General features: G+C 58.5%; 14 protein-coding genes and 2 tRNA genes. 4 read left to right on the top strand and 12 right to left on the bottom strand.

What is annotated here, in order from left to right:
* Nucleotides 1–62 precede the first annotated feature (62 nt).
* From infB to rlmE, 10 genes are all read right to left on the bottom strand, one after another.
* Entirely contained in the window at nt 63–2,750 is a 2,688-nt protein-coding gene (gene infB, locus ACUXAC_RS14060) for a translation initiation factor IF-2 (RefSeq protein WP_004933511.1), read from the bottom strand.
* Nucleotides 2,751–2,773: 23 nt separating this feature from the next.
* A complete protein-coding gene (nusA, locus tag ACUXAC_RS14055) occupies nt 2,774–4,282 on the bottom strand; it encodes a transcription termination factor NusA (RefSeq protein ID WP_019453340.1) in 1,509 nt (502 codons plus the stop codon).
* 21 nt (nt 4,283–4,303) lie between these two features.
* On the bottom strand, nt 4,304–4,756 hold the full coding sequence (gene rimP / locus ACUXAC_RS14050; protein ID WP_028127574.1) for a ribosome maturation factor RimP: 453 nt from the start codon (nt 4,754–4,756) through the stop codon (nt 4,304–4,306).
* 217 nt (nt 4,757–4,973) lie between these two features.
* A tRNA-Met gene (locus ACUXAC_RS14045) sits at nt 4,974–5,050 on the bottom strand.
* Between the two features lie 60 nt (nt 5,051–5,110).
* A tRNA-Leu gene (locus ACUXAC_RS14040) sits at nt 5,111–5,197 on the bottom strand.
* A gap of 70 nt (nt 5,198–5,267) precedes the next feature.
* Nucleotides 5,268–5,603, bottom strand: coding sequence for a preprotein translocase subunit SecG (gene secG, locus ACUXAC_RS14035; protein WP_004933519.1), 336 nt, complete (start codon nt 5,601–5,603; stop codon nt 5,268–5,270).
* A gap of 220 nt (nt 5,604–5,823) precedes the next feature.
* The gene (gene glmM, locus ACUXAC_RS14030) at nt 5,824–7,161 is read right to left on the bottom strand and encodes a phosphoglucosamine mutase (protein WP_038879137.1); all 1,338 of its coding nucleotides are present in this window, start codon (nt 7,159–7,161) and stop codon (nt 5,824–5,826) included.
* Nucleotides 7,162–7,165: 4 nt separating this feature from the next.
* Nucleotides 7,166–8,002 carry a dihydropteroate synthase gene (folP, locus tag ACUXAC_RS14025; RefSeq protein ID WP_033648673.1) on the bottom strand — a complete coding sequence of 279 codons (837 nt, stop codon included), beginning with the start codon at nt 8,000–8,002 and terminating at the stop codon, nt 7,166–7,168.
* A 91-nt stretch (nt 8,003–8,093) separates the two neighbouring features.
* Nucleotides 8,094–10,025: an ATP-dependent zinc metalloprotease FtsH gene (gene ftsH / locus ACUXAC_RS14020; protein WP_004933529.1), complete on the bottom strand. Its 1,932-nt coding sequence runs from the start codon at nt 10,023–10,025 to the stop codon at nt 8,094–8,096.
* A 56-nt stretch (nt 10,026–10,081) separates the two neighbouring features.
* Complete coding sequence (gene rlmE / locus ACUXAC_RS14015; RefSeq protein WP_004933533.1) at nt 10,082–10,711, bottom strand: 23S rRNA (uridine(2552)-2'-O)-methyltransferase RlmE; 630 nt, start codon at nt 10,709–10,711, stop codon at nt 10,082–10,084.
* 143 nt (nt 10,712–10,854) lie between these two features.
* Here rlmE and yhbY point away from each other — a divergent pair, with 143 nt between their 5' ends.
* Nucleotides 10,855–11,148, top strand: a complete 294-nt coding sequence (gene yhbY / locus ACUXAC_RS14010; RefSeq protein WP_004933536.1) for a ribosome assembly RNA-binding protein YhbY — start codon at nt 10,855–10,857, stop codon at nt 11,146–11,148.
* Nucleotides 11,149–11,260: 112 nt separating this feature from the next.
* Here the strand turns inward: yhbY and greA are convergent, their stop codons facing one another.
* Nucleotides 11,261–11,737 (bottom strand): transcription elongation factor GreA, encoded by a 477-nt coding sequence (greA, locus tag ACUXAC_RS14005; RefSeq protein WP_004933539.1) that lies wholly within the window; start codon nt 11,735–11,737, stop codon nt 11,261–11,263.
* A gap of 256 nt (nt 11,738–11,993) precedes the next feature.
* On the opposite strand from greA, the gene dacB reads away from it, so the two are divergent.
* From dacB to pmrB, 3 genes are read left to right on the top strand one after another with little or no spacing between them, the layout of a single operon-like run.
* The gene (dacB, locus tag ACUXAC_RS14000) at nt 11,994–13,427 is read left to right on the top strand and encodes a serine-type D-Ala-D-Ala carboxypeptidase (RefSeq protein WP_048232490.1); all 1,434 of its coding nucleotides are present in this window, start codon (nt 11,994–11,996) and stop codon (nt 13,425–13,427) included.
* 8 nt (nt 13,428–13,435) lie between these two features.
* Nucleotides 13,436–14,098 (top strand): two-component system response regulator PmrA, encoded by a 663-nt coding sequence (gene pmrA / locus ACUXAC_RS13995; protein ID WP_019453348.1) that lies wholly within the window; start codon nt 13,436–13,438, stop codon nt 14,096–14,098.
* Nucleotides 14,095–15,156: a two-component system sensor histidine kinase PmrB gene (pmrB, locus tag ACUXAC_RS13990; protein WP_087763017.1), complete on the top strand. Its 1,062-nt coding sequence runs from the start codon at nt 14,095–14,097 to the stop codon at nt 15,154–15,156. Before pmrA ends, pmrB begins: the two co-directional genes overlap by 4 nt.
* 36 nt (nt 15,157–15,192) lie before the next feature.
* Here pmrB and cgtA read toward each other — a convergent pair whose 3' ends face one another.
* Entirely contained in the window at nt 15,193–16,365 is a 1,173-nt protein-coding gene (cgtA, locus tag ACUXAC_RS13985; protein WP_004933553.1) for an Obg family GTPase CgtA, read from the bottom strand.
* Nucleotides 16,366–16,372: the final 7 nt, after the last annotated feature.

Genomic DNA, 16,372 nt, shown 5'->3' with positions numbered 1-16,372 from the left:
CTCCAGACAAATCGGGGGGCACAAAGGCCCCCCGTAAACAGATATAAGCAGATGTGCAATCGTTAAGCGATGGTGCGTTGGATCTCAATGATTTCGAACACTTCGATCATGTCGCCGACGCGCACGTCGTTATAGTTCTTAACGCCGATACCACATTCCATGCCGTTACGGACTTCGTTAACGTCATCTTTGAAGCGGCGCAGGGATTCCAGCTCGCCTTCATAGATAACCACGTTGTCGCGCAGTACGCGGATTGGGTTGTGACGCTTGATGGTCCCTTCGGTAACCATACAGCCGGCGATAGCACCGAACTTAGGCGATTTGAACACGTCGCGCACTTCGGCCAGGCCGATGATCTGCTGCTTGTATTCCGGCGCCAGCATACCGCTCATCGCCTGCTTCACTTCGTCGATCAAGTTATAGATCACAGAGTAGTAACGCAGATCCAGGCTTTCCGCTTCGATTACGCGGCGCGCAGAAGCGTCGGCACGCACGTTGAAGCCCAGGATGATGGCGTTGGAAGCCGCAGCCAGCGTCGCGTCGGTTTCGGTGATACCACCTACGCCGGAGCCGACAATCTTCACCTTCACTTCGTCGGTGGAGAGTTTCAGCAGCGAGTCGCTGATCGCTTCGCAAGAACCCTGTACGTCGGACTTCAGTACGATGTTCAGCTCGGACACTTCGCCGTCGGTCATGTTGGCGAACATGTTTTCCAGCTTGGACTTCTGCTGACGCGCCAGTTTGACTTCGCGGAACTTGCCCTGACGGTACAGCGCCACTTCACGCGCTTTCTTCTCGTCACGCACCACGGTCGCTTCGTCACCCGCTGCAGGCACGCTGGACAGACCCAGGATTTCCACAGGGATAGACGGACCGGCGGAGGTCACTTCACGGCCCAGCTCGTCGCGCATCGCACGCACACGGCCGTATTCGAAGCCGCACAGGACGATATCGCCCTTGTTCAGCGTACCTTCCTGAACCAGCACGGTAGCCACAGGGCCACGGCCTTTATCCAGGAAGGACTCGATCACCACGCCGCTCGCCATGCCGCTGCGAACCGCTTTCAGCTCCAGCACTTCGGCCTGCAGCAGGATAGCCTGCAGCAGCTCGTCGATACCGGTACCGGCTTTCGCGGACACGTGGACGAACTGCGCTTCGCCGCCCCACTCTTCCGGCATAACGCCGTACTGAGACAGTTCCTGCTTAACGCGGTCCGGATCGGCTTCCGGCTTGTCGATTTTGTTCACCGCAACCACCAACGGCACCTGCGCCGCTTTCGCGTGCTGGATAGCTTCGATGGTCTGTGGCATCACGCCGTCGTCGGCCGCCACCACCAGAACCACGATGTCAGTCGCCTGAGCACCGCGAGCACGCATCGAGGTAAACGCGGCGTGGCCCGGGGTATCCAGGAAGGTGATCATGCCGTTCTCGGTTTCTACGTGGTAGGCACCGATGTGCTGGGTAATGCCGCCGGCTTCGCCCGCCGCCACTTTGGTGGAGCGGATGTAGTCCAGCAGAGAGGTTTTACCGTGGTCAACGTGGCCCATGATGGTCACGACCGGCGCGCGCGGCTCGGCCGCAGCGCCCGTATCACGGTCGCTCATCAGCGCTTCTTCCAGCTCGTTTTCACGACGCAGGATAACTTTGTGGCCCATCTCTTCGGCAACCAGCTGTGCGGTTTCCTGATCGATAACCTGGTTGATGGTGGCCATGGCGCCCAGCTTCATCATCACTTTGATGACCTGAGAACCTTTTACCGCCATCTTGTTGGCCAGCTCGGCCACGGTGATGGTTTCGCCGATCACCACGTCACGGTTAACCACCTGCGCCGGCTTGTTGAAGCCCTGCTGCAGAGCGCTAGGCTTGCGTTTGCCTTTACCGCCACGGGTAACGGCACGCGCTTCTTCGCGGTCCGCTTTGGACTCGGACAGCTTGTTGCCTTTCTTCTGCTTGGTGGCTTTGCCGCCGCGGGTGCGGCTGCGACGATCGCCTTCAACTTTGGCGTCGTTCTCGTCTTCTGCGGCACGGGCGTGCTGAGAGGTGGTCACGTGATAGTCGGCGCTTTCAACCGCGGCGCTTGCCGCGTCTGCCTGGGCCCACTTCTCGCCGTTCTCTTCGGCCATGCGACGGGCTTCTTCCGCCACGCGCTTGGCTTCCTCTTCAACCTTGCGGCGCACTTCCTCTTCCGCTTTGCGTTTCAGTTCAGCGGCTTCGGCTTCACGGCGTGCTTTTTCCGCCTGAGCTGGCTTGGTCATTTCGTCGGTATGTTGATTGGTCACTTTTTCTTTTTCCGCTGAATTACGCTTAGCAATCTCCGCGGCCTCACGTTTGGCTTGCTCTTCGGCAGCGCGCTTCGCTTCCGCTTCGCGTTTTGCGAGCTCTTCCGCTTCGCGCCGTGCCTGCTCTTCCGCTTCACGCTGTGCCTGCTCTGCCGCTTCAGCCAACTGGGCTTCCTGCGTATCGCGATTTACATAAGTGCGTTTCTTGCGGACCTCAATTTGCACCGATTTACTTTTACCGCCGGTGCTCGGGATATTCAAGGTGCTGCGCGTTTTGCGCTGCAAAGTGAGTTTACCCGGCGCGCTGCCGTGTTCACGGTTCAGGTGCGCCAGCAATGTTTCTTTTTCTTGCTGGGTAACAGAGTCCGACTCGGACTTGTTGATCCCTGCATCAGCAAACTGCTGTACCAGGCGATCAACCGGAGTCTGAATCTCTGCTGCCAGCGATTTTACGGTTACATCTGTCGTCATGCTGTTCCTTCCTGCTACAGTTATTACGCGTTGTCGCCAAACCAACAGATATTGCGTGCAGCCATGATCAGCTCACCGGCTTGCTCGTCGCTAAGCCCTTCAATATCAGCCAGATCGTCAACACCCTGCTCGGCAAGATCTTCCAGCGTACAAACCCCACGCGCGGCCAGTTTAAAGGCCATGCTGCGCTCAAGACCCGGCAGGTTGAGCAAATCGTCGGCCGGTTTGTTGTCGCCCAGGCTTTCTTCTTGTGCCAGGGCCAGCGTGGTCAATGCAGCTTTGGCGCGTTCGCGCAATGCTTCAACCGTATCTTCATCCAGACCGTCGATTTCCAACAGCTCTTTGATCGGCACGTAGGCCAGCTCTTCCAGCGTGGAGAAGCCTTCTTCAACCAGTACGGTGGCGAAATCTTCGTCGATATCAAGATACTTGGTGAAGGTATCAATAGCGGCATGAGCCTCGGCCTGGTGCTTGGCCTGCAGGTCGTCCGCCGTCATCACGTTCAGTTCCCAACGATCGTCGCCGCGGTGTTGTTTCAGCAGCTGGGAAGCCAAACGCACGTTTTGGCCGTTACGGCCGATCGCCTGCGCCAGGTTGCTGGCTTCAACGGCGATATCCATGGTGCAGTTATCTTCGTCTACCACGATCGACGCGACGTCGGCCGGCGCCATGGCGTTGATGACGAATTGCGCTGGGTTATCATCCCACAGGATGATGTCGATGCGTTCGCCGCCGAGCTCGCTCGACACGGCCTGAACGCGCGCACCGCGCATACCTACGCAGGCGCCGACCGGGTCGATGCGCTTGTCGTTGGTTTTCACTGCAATTTTCGCGCGGGAGCCAGGATCGCGGGCTGCCGCTTTAATTTCAATCACTTCTTCGCCGATTTCCGGCACTTCGATGCGGAACAGTTCTTTCAGCATTTCCGAGCTGGAACGGCTGACGAACAGCTGCGCGCCGCGAGCTTCAGGACGCACGGCGTACAGTACGCCGCGAATGCGGTCGCCCGGACGGAAGTTTTCGCGCGGCAGCATGTCTTCACGGCCAATCACCGCTTCGGCGTTGTTGCCCAGATCCAGCGCGATGCTGTCACGGTTCACTTTCTTCACCACGCCGGTGACGATCTCACCTTCGTGTTCACGGAAAGCGTCGACCACCATCGCACGCTCGGCTTCGCGCACTTTCTGCACGATAACCTGCTTGGCGGTTTGGGTGGTGATACGGTCGAAGGTCACGGACTCGATCTGATCTTCGACGTAGCCGCCGAGCTCGATGCTCGGGTCTTCAAACTGAGCGGCTTCCAGCGTGATTTCACGCGTTGGCTGAGTCACTTCATCTACGGCGACCCAACGGCGGAAGGTATCGAAATCGCCGGTTCTGCGGTCAATGCTGACGCGCACGTCGATTTCCTGCTCGTATTTTTTCTTGGTTGCGGTGGCTAATGCAGTTTCCAGCGCTTCGAAAATCTTCTCGCGCGGAAGGGATTTTTCATTGGAAACTGCTTCAACAACAGCCAGAATCTCTTTGTTCATCCTAGTTGCCTCTTCCAAACTTTAAAAGTGGGGTACCAGGTTCGCTTTCTGGATGTTGCTCAGCGCGAACACTTCATCTTTCCCTTCCACAGTAACCGTGATCATCTCGCCTTCGACAGACTTGATAATACCCTGCCACTTGCGACGGTTTTGTACCGCCATGCGCAGGACCAGGCTGACTTCTTCACCGAGGAAACGCGTATAGTGCTCAGCGGTGAACATCGGGCGATCAAGGCCAGGAGAGGAGACTTCCAAGTTGTAAGCGACCGTGATTGGATCTTCGACGTCCAATACAGCGCTGACCTGGTGGCTGACATCAGCGCAATCATCAACATTGATGCCGTTATCACTATCAATATAGATGCGGAGCGTCGATTGGCGCGCACGAATGAATTCGATGCCTACAAGCTCAAAGCCCAACGCTTCTACCGGTGCCGAAAGCATCTCTGTTAACTGTTGCTCTAATGTGGACAAGCCCACCCCCAAGACATAAAAAAAGGGCTAAATAGCCCAGTGATTCTGTTGCCAAATAACAAAAAACCCCGAAAAATCGGGGCTTTATGCAACTGGACCCTGTTTGCCGCTAGGCGGCCTCGGTACAACTTTCGAGCAAGTGTCATTTTCAAATGTTGATCGAGAAAAGCGGGTTTCAATCGAAAAGTGTATTTGAAAATAAACACTTAAAGGAAAGTGGTTGCGGGGGCCGGATTTGAACCGACGACCTTCGGGTTATGAGCCCGACGAGCTACCAGGCTGCTCCACCCCGCGTCCGAAAACGTGGCAAATACTACGCCGATAATCGCAAAATTGCAAGTTATCTCTGGGATTTGGTACCGAGGATGGGACTCGAACCCACAAGCCCGTTAGGGCACTACCACCTCAAGGTAGCGTGTCTACCAATTCCACCACCTCGGTACTGATTCTTACTGCTAACGGCCGTTGTTCTTTCGAGTTCACAACCACCGTTTTCAAACTTTGTTGCGGCTTACTGCGGGATATCGCTGCTCGGCTTGGCAGGTGCTGCCGGCGCGGTTGTCTGCTCAGTTTTCACTGGCTGACCCAGGTTTTCCCACTCGCTGCCTTTCTTGCTTTGGTTGCTGCTGAGGTTGCCCAGAATCAGGCTGATGACGAAGAACAGCGTCGCCAGCACAGCAGTCATGCGGGTCATAAAGTTACCGGAACCACTCGAACCGAACAACGTGCCTGATGCACCTGCTCCGAAAGAGGCTCCCATATCAGCGCCTTTACCTTGCTGCAGCATAATCAGAGCGACCAGCCCGATTGAGATCAGCAGGAAAATTACCAGAAGAGCTTCGTACATAGTAGTACCCGTATCCTTGCGGCCTCACCGCATGCCAAATGCTTCACACTCATCAAGCAGGCGTTTTTATAAACTGCCTACTGAAGCGGGTGTGAATACTAACCAAAGCCGCCAACCCGCGCAAGGGCAATTTGCAGCCGCCGGCGCGTTTGCGGAAAAAAACGCCAACAATCGCCTCTCCGGGCTCAGCTTTGCCGAGCCCGGCGGCTAACTGTCTGTTTTAACCAGCGGATTTCACCGCGTCGGCGATGCGATGCGCCAGCGCGGTCACCTGCTGTTCGTCCTCGCCTTCCACCATCACGCGGATCAGCGGTTCGGTGCCCGATTTGCGCAGCAGCACCCGGCCGCGGCCGGCCAGTTCGGCTTCCACCTGCTCGGTGACTTTACGCACCGCGTCGGACTCCAGCGGGTTGTGATCGCCGGCGAAGCGCACGTTGACCAGGATCTGCGGCAGCAGCTTCATGCCGCTGCACAGGTCATGCAGGCTCATGTGGTTGCGCACCATGGCGGTCAGCACCTGCAGCCCGGCCACGATGCCGTCGCCGGTGGTGGTTTTGTCCAGCAGGATCACATGGCCGGAGTTTTCCGCACCGATGCGCCAACCCAGCTCCTGCAGCTTCTCCAGCACGTAACGGTCACCCACTTTGGCGCGAGCGAACGGAATGCCCAGCTGTTTCAGCGCCAGCTCCAGTCCCATATTGCTCATCAGGGTGCCGACTGCGCCGCCGCGCAGCTGGCCCTGACGCAGGCCTTCACGGGCGATGATGTACAGGATCTGATCGCCGTCCACCTTGTTGCCCAGATGGTCCACCATCATCACGCGATCGCCGTCGCCGTCGAACGCCAGGCCCACGTGCGCTTTTTCCTTGAGTACGCGCTCCTGCAGCTGACGCACGTCGGTAGCGCCGCATTTTTCGTTGATGTTCATGCCGTCCGGCTCAACGCCGATGGCGATCACCGTGGCGCCCAGCTCGCGCAGCACGCTCGGCGCGATGTGGTAAGTCGCCCCGTTGGCGCAGTCAACCACGATTTTCAGCCCCTTCAGGCTCAGCTCGCTCGGGAAGGTGCCTTTGCAAAATTCGATGTAGCGGCCGGCGGCGTCGATGATGCGGCTGGCTTTACCCAGCTCGGCGGACTCCACGCAGGTCAGCGGCTTTTCCATCTCGGCTTCGATCGCTTCTTCGACGTTGTCCGGCAGCTTGGCGCCGTCGATCGAGAAGAACTTGATGCCGTTGTCATAAAACGGGTTATGCGACGCGGAGATGACGATGCCGGCTTCGGCGCGGAAGGTGCGCGTCAGATAAGCCACCGCCGGGGTGGGCATCGGCCCGGTGAAGGAGGCGGACAATCCTGCGGCCGCCAGGCCGGCCTCCAGCGCGGACTCCAGCATATAGCCGGAGATGCGCGTGTCCTTACCGATGATGATTTTGCGCGAACCGTGACGCGCCAGCACTTTACCCGCCGCCCAGCCCAGCTTCAGCACGAAGTCCGGCGTGATGGGGCTGTCCCCGACCTTGCCACGGATGCCGTCGGTGCCAAAATATTTGCGCTCGCTCATGTCTCTACTGTCCCTTAGCTGAAAGTGTTGCCTCGACGACACGCATCGCCTCGACGGTTTCTTTAACGTCATGCACTCTGACAATCTGCGCGCCCTGCATCGCTGCGATCACCGCGCAGGCCACGCTGCCGATAACCCGTTGATCCGGCGGCACGTTCAGCAGTTGTCCTATCATCGATTTGCGCGACATGCCGACCAGCAGCGGCAAACCGAAACGATGAAACTCCGACAACCGGGCCAGAAGCTGATAGTTGTGCGCCAAATTTTTACCGAAACCGAAGCCTGGGTCGAGCAGCAATTTCTGATTTGTTATCCCCGCCTCGTTGCAGCGCCGAATATGGTGCTCGAAAAACGCCTGAACGTCAGCGATCAGATCGTCGTAATGCGGCGCCTGCTGCATGGTGCGCGGCTGCCCTTGCATGTGCATCAGGCAAACCGGCAGGCCGCTTTCCGCCGCCGCCGCGAGAGCACCTGGCTCCTGCAGCGAGCGAATGTCGTTGATCAGGTGTGCGCCGGCGTGCGCCGATTCGCGGATCACGCCCGCTTTCGAGGTATCGACCGAGATGAAGACTTCGAAGCGCTGCGCCAGCGCTTCCACCACCGGCACGACCCGTTCCAATTCTTCCTCTTCACTCACCTCCGCCGCCCCCGGCCGGGTCGATTCACCGCCGATGTCGATCATCGTGGCACCGGCCGAAATCAGCGCATGCGCGTGCAGCAGCGCCTGGTTCAGGGTGTTGTGGCGGCCGCCGTCGGAAAACGAATCCGGCGTCACGTTGAGGATACCCATCACCTGCGGATGGGAGAGGTTGAGCGTCATGTCGCGCACGGTTAACTGCATGGTTGGTCCACCTTACTGTTGCCTGGTTCACTGCCCGCCGGGCAAAAAAAACCCCGGCGTACCGGGGTTTGATGTTATTACACAGCCGCTGTTACTTGTCGAGCTGTTCGGACATGGTGTTGCCCGGCGTTGGGGTACGCGGCTCATCTACCGGCGTCGGGGCTTTCGGGGTGCCGCCGTTGTCGGAGCTGTTGCCTTTGTTCGCATCGTCCCAACCCGCCGGCGGACGCACGTCTTTGCGGTTCATCAGATCGTCGATCTGCGGCGCATCGATGGTTTCGTACTTCATCAGCGCATCCTTCATCGAGTGCAGGATGTCCATGTTTTCCATCAACAGCGAGCGAGCACGCGTGTAGTTACGCTCGATCAGCGACTTCACTTCCTGGTCGATGATGCGCGCGGTTTCATCCGACATGTGCTTCGCCTTGGCCACGGAACGGCCCAGGAACACTTCGCCCTCTTCTTCCGCATACAGCAGCGGCCCCAGCTTCTCGGAGAAGCCCCATTGGGTCACCATGTTGCGGGCGATGGAGGTCGCCACTTTGATGTCGTTCGACGCACCGGTAGAGACTTTTTCCGGCCCGTAGATGATCTCTTCCGCCAGACGGCCGCCATACAGAGTGGAGATTTGGCTCTCCAGCTTCTGACGGCTGGCGCTGATCGCATCCCCTTCCGGCAGGAAGAAGGTCACGCCGAGCGCACGGCCACGAGGAATGATCGTCACCTTGTGTACCGGATCGTGTTCAGGAACCAGGCGGCCAATGATGGCGTGGCCCGCTTCGTGATACGCGGTCGACTCTTTCTGCGCTTCGGTCATCACCATGGAGCGACGTTCCGCACCCATCATGATCTTGTCTTTGGCTTTCTCGAACTCCACCATCGACACCACGCGCTTGTTGCCGCGGGCAGCGAACAGCGCCGCTTCGTTGACCAGGTTAGCCAGGTCGGCACCGGAGAAGCCCGGCGTTCCGCGCGCAATGACGGAGGCGTCGATGTCGGCAGCCAACGGCACGCGGCGCATGTGCACCTTCAGGATCTGCTCACGGCCACGCACATCCGGCAGCCCGACCACGACCTGACGGTCGAAGCGGCCCGGACGCAGCAGCGCAGGGTCAAGCACGTCAGGACGGTTGGTGGCCGCGATGACGATGATGCCTTCGTTGCCTTCGAAACCGTCCATCTCAACCAGCATCTGGTTCAGAGTCTGCTCGCGCTCATCGTGACCGCCACCCAGGCCGGCGCCACGCTGGCGGCCGACGGCGTCGATTTCATCGATGAAGATGATGCACGGCGCGGCTTTCTTCGCTTGTTCGAACATGTCGCGCACGCGGGATGCACCCACACCGACGAACATTTCGACGAAGTCAGAACCGGAAATGGTGAAGAACGGCACCTTCGCTTCGCCGGCGATCGCTTTCGCCAGCAGCGTTTTACCGGTCCCCGGCGGGCCAACCATCAGCACGCCTTTCGGGATCTTGCCGCCCAATTTCTGGAAACGGCTCGGCTCGCGCAGGTATTCCACCAGTTCGCTCACCTCTTCTTTCGCTTCGTCACAACCGGCGACATCGGCGAAAGTGGTCTTGATCTGGTCTTCCGTCAGCATGCGGGCCTTGCTCTTGCCGAAGGACATCGCGCCCTTGCCGCCGCCGCCCTGCATTTGCCGCATAAAGAAGATCCAGACCCCGATCAGCAACAGCATCGGGAACCAGGAGATAAAGATAGAAGCCAGCAGGCTCGGCTCTTCAGGCGGCTCGCCGACCACTTTCACATTCTTCGTTAACAACGTATCCAGCAACTTAGGATCGTTGACAGGGATGTAGGTCGTGTATTTGTTACTGTCTTTCTTGGTAACGTTAATTTCACGTCCGTTGATTCGCGCTTCGCGAACCTGGTCCTGGGTCAGTTCGGACATGAAGGTAGAGTAATCCACCCTACGGCCATTCGACTCGCTGGGCCCAAAGCTCTGGAATACAGACATCAACACTACCGCGATGACTAACCAGAGAATTAGGTTTTTCGCCATGTCACTCAAGGGATTAACCTCATCTTACAACTGTGTTAACAAACAGCGTTAGGGTACTACAGTTTGCGCCCTGTCGCTACAATGTACACTTCGCGCGAACGGGCGCGGGAAGCGTCTGGCTTACGAATCTTAACCTTCGTAAACAGGGAGCGAATTTCCCGTAGGTACTCGTCAAAGCCATCTCCCTGGAACACCTTCACCAGGAAACTTCCGCCTGGTGCGAGGACATCACGACACATATCCAGCGCCAACTCCACCAGATACATCGACCTTGGAATATCGACCGCCGGGGTGCCACTCATATTCGGGGCCATATCGGACATGACCACCTGAACCTTACTCTCGCCTACTCGTTCCAACAGCGCCTTCAGCACCAGTTCATCACGAAAATCGCCCTGAAGGAAATCGACGCCAACGATAGGATCCATTGGCAAAATATCACAGGCGATGATGCGCCCGGTACCACCGATTTGGGTGACCACATACTGCGACCAGCCGCCCGGTGCGGCACCCAGGTCAACCACGGTCATGCCCGGTTTGAACAGTTTGTCGCTCTGCTGTATTTCATCAAGTTTAAACCAGGCACGGGAACGCAGTCCCTTTTTCTGTGCCTGCTGTACATATTTATCGCTAAAGTGTTCTTGTAACCAGCGACTGGAGCTAGCCGAACGCTTTTTATTAGCCATCTCGTTTTCCAACTATCATAAAAAGAGTCTTATGTCAGGGTCGCTGCTCACGTAGACTCACACCGGTGAAGACCGATTTGGTGATATACATGAGATGGCGGTAGAATGTACCGTTTTCAATCCCAACTTAAGCAAAAAAGACAATGAATCTGAATAATAAACAAAAACAGCACCTGAAAGGCCTGGCGCATCCGTTAAAACCGGTGGTGATGCTGGGCAATAACGGTCTTACCGAAGGGGTGCTGGCTGAAATTGAACAGGCTCTGGAGCATCATGAGCTGATCAAGGTGAAAATCGCCGCTGAAGATCGCGAAACCAAAACCCTGATCGCCGACGCTATTGTGCGTGAAACGGGCGCCTGCAATGTGCAAGTTATCGGCAGCACGCTTATTCTTTACCGCCCGTCGAAAGAGCGCAAGATCAGTCTACCGCGTTAATAACCATCAGGTTAACGAAAAGGTGCCATGCGCCTGACCAAGATAAAAGGCCGCTTGCGGCCTTTTTCCTATCTTTACAAAACGTTGGCGCATTAATGACCAACGGCCTCGATCAGAGATACTCAACCTTCAGGATCTCATACTCGACGTCGCCGCCAGGGGTTTTGATCACCACCACATCGTCTTGCTCTTTGCCGATCAGGCCGCGCGCCATCGGCGAGTTTACCGAAATCAGATTTTTCTTGAAATCGGCCTCATCGTCGCCAACGATGCGGTAAGTCACTTCTTCTTCACTGTCCAGATTCATCACCGATACGGTGGCGCCGAAGATCACCCGGCCGGTGTTCGGCATCTTGGTGATATCGATCACCTGAGCATTGGACAGCTTGGCTTCGATTTCCTGAATGCGACCTTCGCAGAAACCCTGCTGTTCGCGGGCGGCGTGGTACTCGGCATTCTCTTTCAAATCGCCGTGTTCGCGCGCTTCCGCGATGTCCGCAATGATTTTCGGACGGCGCACGCTTTTCAGATATTCGAGCTCTTCGCGCAGTTTTTCAGCGCCAAACAAGGTCATCGGAATTTGGTTCATCGTATAAATACCTCTAAATCTTTCCTGTTCAAATAACCGTCATCCTGACGTATTCGTATGAAAACACGGTTGGCATACCGCCACCCGCCTCCAGGCGACAAACAAAAGAAACCTGACTCGGAACGGGGCCCAAGCCAAGATCGGTTTTGCATTTTGATACGCATTTTAGCCTAGAGTTCCTTGAGGGTCATCGTTTACTTTTTCCCTGATTGCACCGTAGTATGACGGCACGTTATCCAGCTGTTATCCCGAGATTATGCGTTTTTCACGAATTGTCAGTGCATTGGCTTGCGCATTTGTTCTGAATGCGAATGCGGCCCCGGTTGAAGAGTACACACAATATCTGCCTGATGGGGCCAACCTTGCCCTGGTCGTTCAGAAGATCGGCGCCAGCGCGCCGACGATCGATTACCACTCTCAGCAGATGGCGCTGCCGGCCAGTACCCAAAAAGTGCTGACGGCGCTGGCTGCGCTATTGCAACTCGGGCCCGATTACCGTTTCACCACCACGCTGGAGAGCCAGGGCGATATTCGCGACGGCGTGCTGCGCGGCAACCTGATTGCCCGCTTCAGCGGCGATCCGACTTTCAAACGCCAGAGCCTGCGCAATATGGTGGCCGTCCTGAAGAAGCAGGGCGTGCGCCAAATCAGCGGCGACGTGCTGGTCGACACCTCGGTCTTCGCCAGCCATGACAAGGCGCCCGGCTGGCCGTGGAACGATCTGACGCAGTGCTTCAGCGCGCCGCCGGCCGCCGCCATCGTCGATCGCAACTGTTTCTCGGTCTCGCTCTACAGCGCGCCGAACCCGGGCGACATGGCGTTTATCCGCGTCGCCTCCTATTATCCGGTCAATATGTTTAGCCAGGTGCGCACCCTGGCACGCGGCTCCGCTGACGCGCAGTACTGCGAACTGGACGTGGTGCCGGGCGAGCTGAACCGCTTTACCCTGACCGGCTGCCTGACGCAGCGCAGCGAACCGCTGCCGTTGGCCTTCGCCATCCAGGACGGTGCCAGCTACGCGGGCGCCATCCTGAAAGACGAGCTGACGCAGGCCGGCATCCAGATCGACGGACATTTGAAACGCCAGACGCGCCCTGGCATCACCGGCACGGTGATCGCGCAAACCCAGTCAGCGCCGCTGCACGATCTGTTAAAGATCATGCTGAAGAAATCGGACAATATGATCGCCGATACCGTCTTCCGCACCATCGGCCACGAACGCTTCGGCGTGCCGGGCACCTGGCGAGCCGGTTCCGATGCGGTACGGCAGGTGCTGCGCCAGAAGGCCGGCATCGATCTGGGCAATACCATCATCGCCGACGGTTCCGGCCTGTCACGCCACAACCTGCTGGCGCCGGCGACCATGATGCAGGCGCTGCAGTACATCGCGCAGCACGACAACGAGCTGAACTTCATCTCGATGCTGCCGCTGTCCGGTTATGACGGCACCTTGCGCTACCGCGGCGGCCTGCACGAAGCCGGCGTCGACGGCAAAGTGTCGGCCAAGACCGGCGCGCTGCAGGGCGTGTACAACCTGGCGGGCTTCATCACCACCGCCAGCGGCCAGCGCATGGCCTTCGTGCAGTATCTTTCCGGCTACGCCGTACCGCCGGAAGATCAGAAACAGCGCCGCGCACCGCTGGTACGCTTCGAAAGCCGCCTGTATCGGGATATTTACCAAAACAACTGAGGATCGTCATGAAGCTGTTGGTCGTTGAGGATGATGAACTGCTGCAACAGGGGCTGGCGCTGGCGCTGACCGGCGAAGGCTACGTCTGCGACTGCGCCGCCACGGCGGCGGAGGCCAACAGCTTGCTCATCACCAGCCAATACAGCATGGTGATCCTGGATCTCGGCCTGCCGGACATGGACGGCGCCGCGCTGCTGCGGCAGTGGCGCCGCCAGCAGATCGATCTGCCGGTGCTGATCCTGACCGCCCGCGACGCCCTGGAAGATCGCGTCGACGGGCTGGACGCCGGCGCCGACGACTACCTGGTCAAACCCTTCGCGCTGGTTGAACTGCAGGCACGCGTGCGCGCCCTCCTGCGGCGCTACCAGGGCCACAGCGACAATCTGATGCAGGTGGATGACCTGCAGCTGAACCTCTCCAGCCAGCAGGTCTACCTGCAGCAGCAGCCGGTGGAGGTTACGCCGAAAGAGTTCGCCATTCTGGCGCGTCTTATCATGCGTGCCGGCCAAACGGTCAACCGTGAACTCCTGCAGCAGGATCTCTACACCTGGCAAGACGACTTGGGCTCCAACACGCTGGAAGTGCATATCCACAACCTGCGCCGCAAGCTGGGCAAGGATCGCATCCGCACCGTGCGCGGCATCGGCTATCGTCTGGAACCTTCTTCATGATCAGCATGCGCCGCCGCCTGCTGCTGATGCTGGCGCTGATCCTGCTGGTCACGCAGCTCATCAGCGCCTTCTGGCTGTGGCACGAAAGCCAGGAACAGATCAGCTTCCTGGTGGACGAAACCTTGTCCGCCAAAGTGCGCAGCGAGCGCGTCGATACCGAGATAGCCGAGGCCATCGCGTCGCTGCTGGCGCCTTCGCTGATCATGATGATCGTCACGCTGCTGGCGTCATTCTGGGCCATCAGCTGGATCACCCGCCCGCTCAACCAATTGCAGCAGCGGCTGGAAAAGCGCTCTGCCGATAACCTGACGCCGCTGCCAATCAACAGCGACAGCCTGGAAATGGTGGCAGTCACCAATGCGCTCAATCAGCTGTTCTCGCGGCTGGACAACACCATCCAGCAAGAGCGCCTGTTCACCGCCGATGCGGCCCACGAGCTGCGCACGCCGCTGGCCGGCATTCGCCTGCATCTGGAACTGATGGAGAAACAGGGCGTCAAAGGCAGCCAGGCGCTGATCGCCCGCATCGATCAGCTGATGCACACCGTTGAGCAACTGCTGATGCTGTCGCGCGCCGGGCAAGACTTCGCCAGCGGTCATTACCAGCATTTCGATTGGGTGGCCGATGTGATTCAGCCGCTGCAGGAAGAACTCGGCGAAATGACCGCCCAACGCGCGCAGACGCTGGACTGGCAATTGCCGGCCACCGCTGCGGTGAACGGCGATCCGGTGCTGCTGCGGCTGCTGCTGCGCAACCTGGTCGAAAACGCCCACCGTTACGGCCCGGAAGGCGGCGCGATACAGGTGCGGTTAACGCCGCAGGACAGCGGCTATCTGCTGCAGGTCATCGACGATGGCCCGGGGATCAAGGAAGAGATGGTCGGGGAGCTGACGCAGGCGTTTCGCCGCATGGATCAACGCTACGGCGGCAGCGGGCTGGGCTTGAATATCGTGATCCGCATCGTGCAGTTGCACCAGGGGCGTTTGACGCTGGAAAACCGCCGCGATGCCCGCGGCCTGAACGCCCAGTGCTGGCTGCCGGAAAAGGCGCTCAAATAACAAGGGCCCAGCGTTGCTGAGCCCTTTATCACCGAATTACTTCTGGTAAATGATTTCGACGCCTTCGTCGTCGTCTTCGTCCCAGTCGTCATCCCAGTCATCTTCTGCTTCGGCTTCCACTTCCGCGATTTGCTCGCGGTGGTAGTCATCCCACATGAATTCGACTTTTTCCGGCGCGCTTTCTTCGATCGCCATCGCTTTCGGCTGGGTGTTGATGAAGTTCATTACGTCCCAGCACAGCGCGTTGACGCCTTCGCGGTTGGCGGCGGAGATCATGTAGTACTTCCCTTCCCAGCCCATGCCTTCCACAATCGCCTTGGCGCGTTCGGCGGCTTCTTCCTCACCAATCACATCAATTTTGTTGAACACCAGCCAGCGTGGCTTCTGCGCCAGATTTTCGCTGTATTGGTTCAACTCGTTGATGATGACTTTGGCGTTTTCCACCGGATCGGATTCGTCGATCGGCGCGATGTCCACCAGGTGCAGCAGCACGCGGCAACGCTCCAGGTGTTTCAGGAAGCGAATGCCCAGGCCCGCGCCTTCGGATGCGCCCTCGATCAGCCCCGGAATGTCGGCGACCACAAAGCTCTGCTCGTGGTCCATACGCACCACGCCCAGGCTCGGCACCAGCGTGGTAAACGGATAGTCGGCCACCTTCGGCTTGGCGGCGGACACCGCGCGGATGAAGGTCGATTTGCCGGCGTTCGGCAGGCCCAGCATGCCCACATCGGCCAGCAGCAACAGTTCCAGCAACAGGTCGCGCGCTTCGCCAGCGGTACCCAGCGTCTTCTGACGCGGTGCACGGTTGACCGAAGATTTGAAACGGGTGTTGCCCAAGCCATGCCAGCCGCCCTTGGCGACCATCAGCTTTTGCTCGTGGCGGGTCATGTCGCCGAGGATCTCGCCGGTGCCCTGATCCTTCACGCGCGTGCCGACCGGCACCTTGATGATGACGTCTTTCCCGCGTTTACCTGTACAGTCGCGGCTCTGGCCATTCTGGCCGCGCTCGGCGCGGAAAGACTTCTCAAAACGGTAGTCGATCAGGGTGTTGAGGTTCTCGTCCGCCAGCAGGTAGACGTCGCCGCCGTCGCCGCCGTCACCGCCGTCAGGCCCACCGTTCGGGATATATTTTTCGCGGCGGAAGCTGACGCATCCGTTGCCGCCGTCGCCTGCAACGACCAGAATCGCTGCTTCATCTACAAACTTCATTTACCGT

The organism is Serratia sp. 121840015-1, from assembly GCF_053627655.1.
The sequence above is the reverse complement of the archived record's forward strand: the minus strand, read 5'-3'. Positions and strand labels throughout refer to the sequence as shown.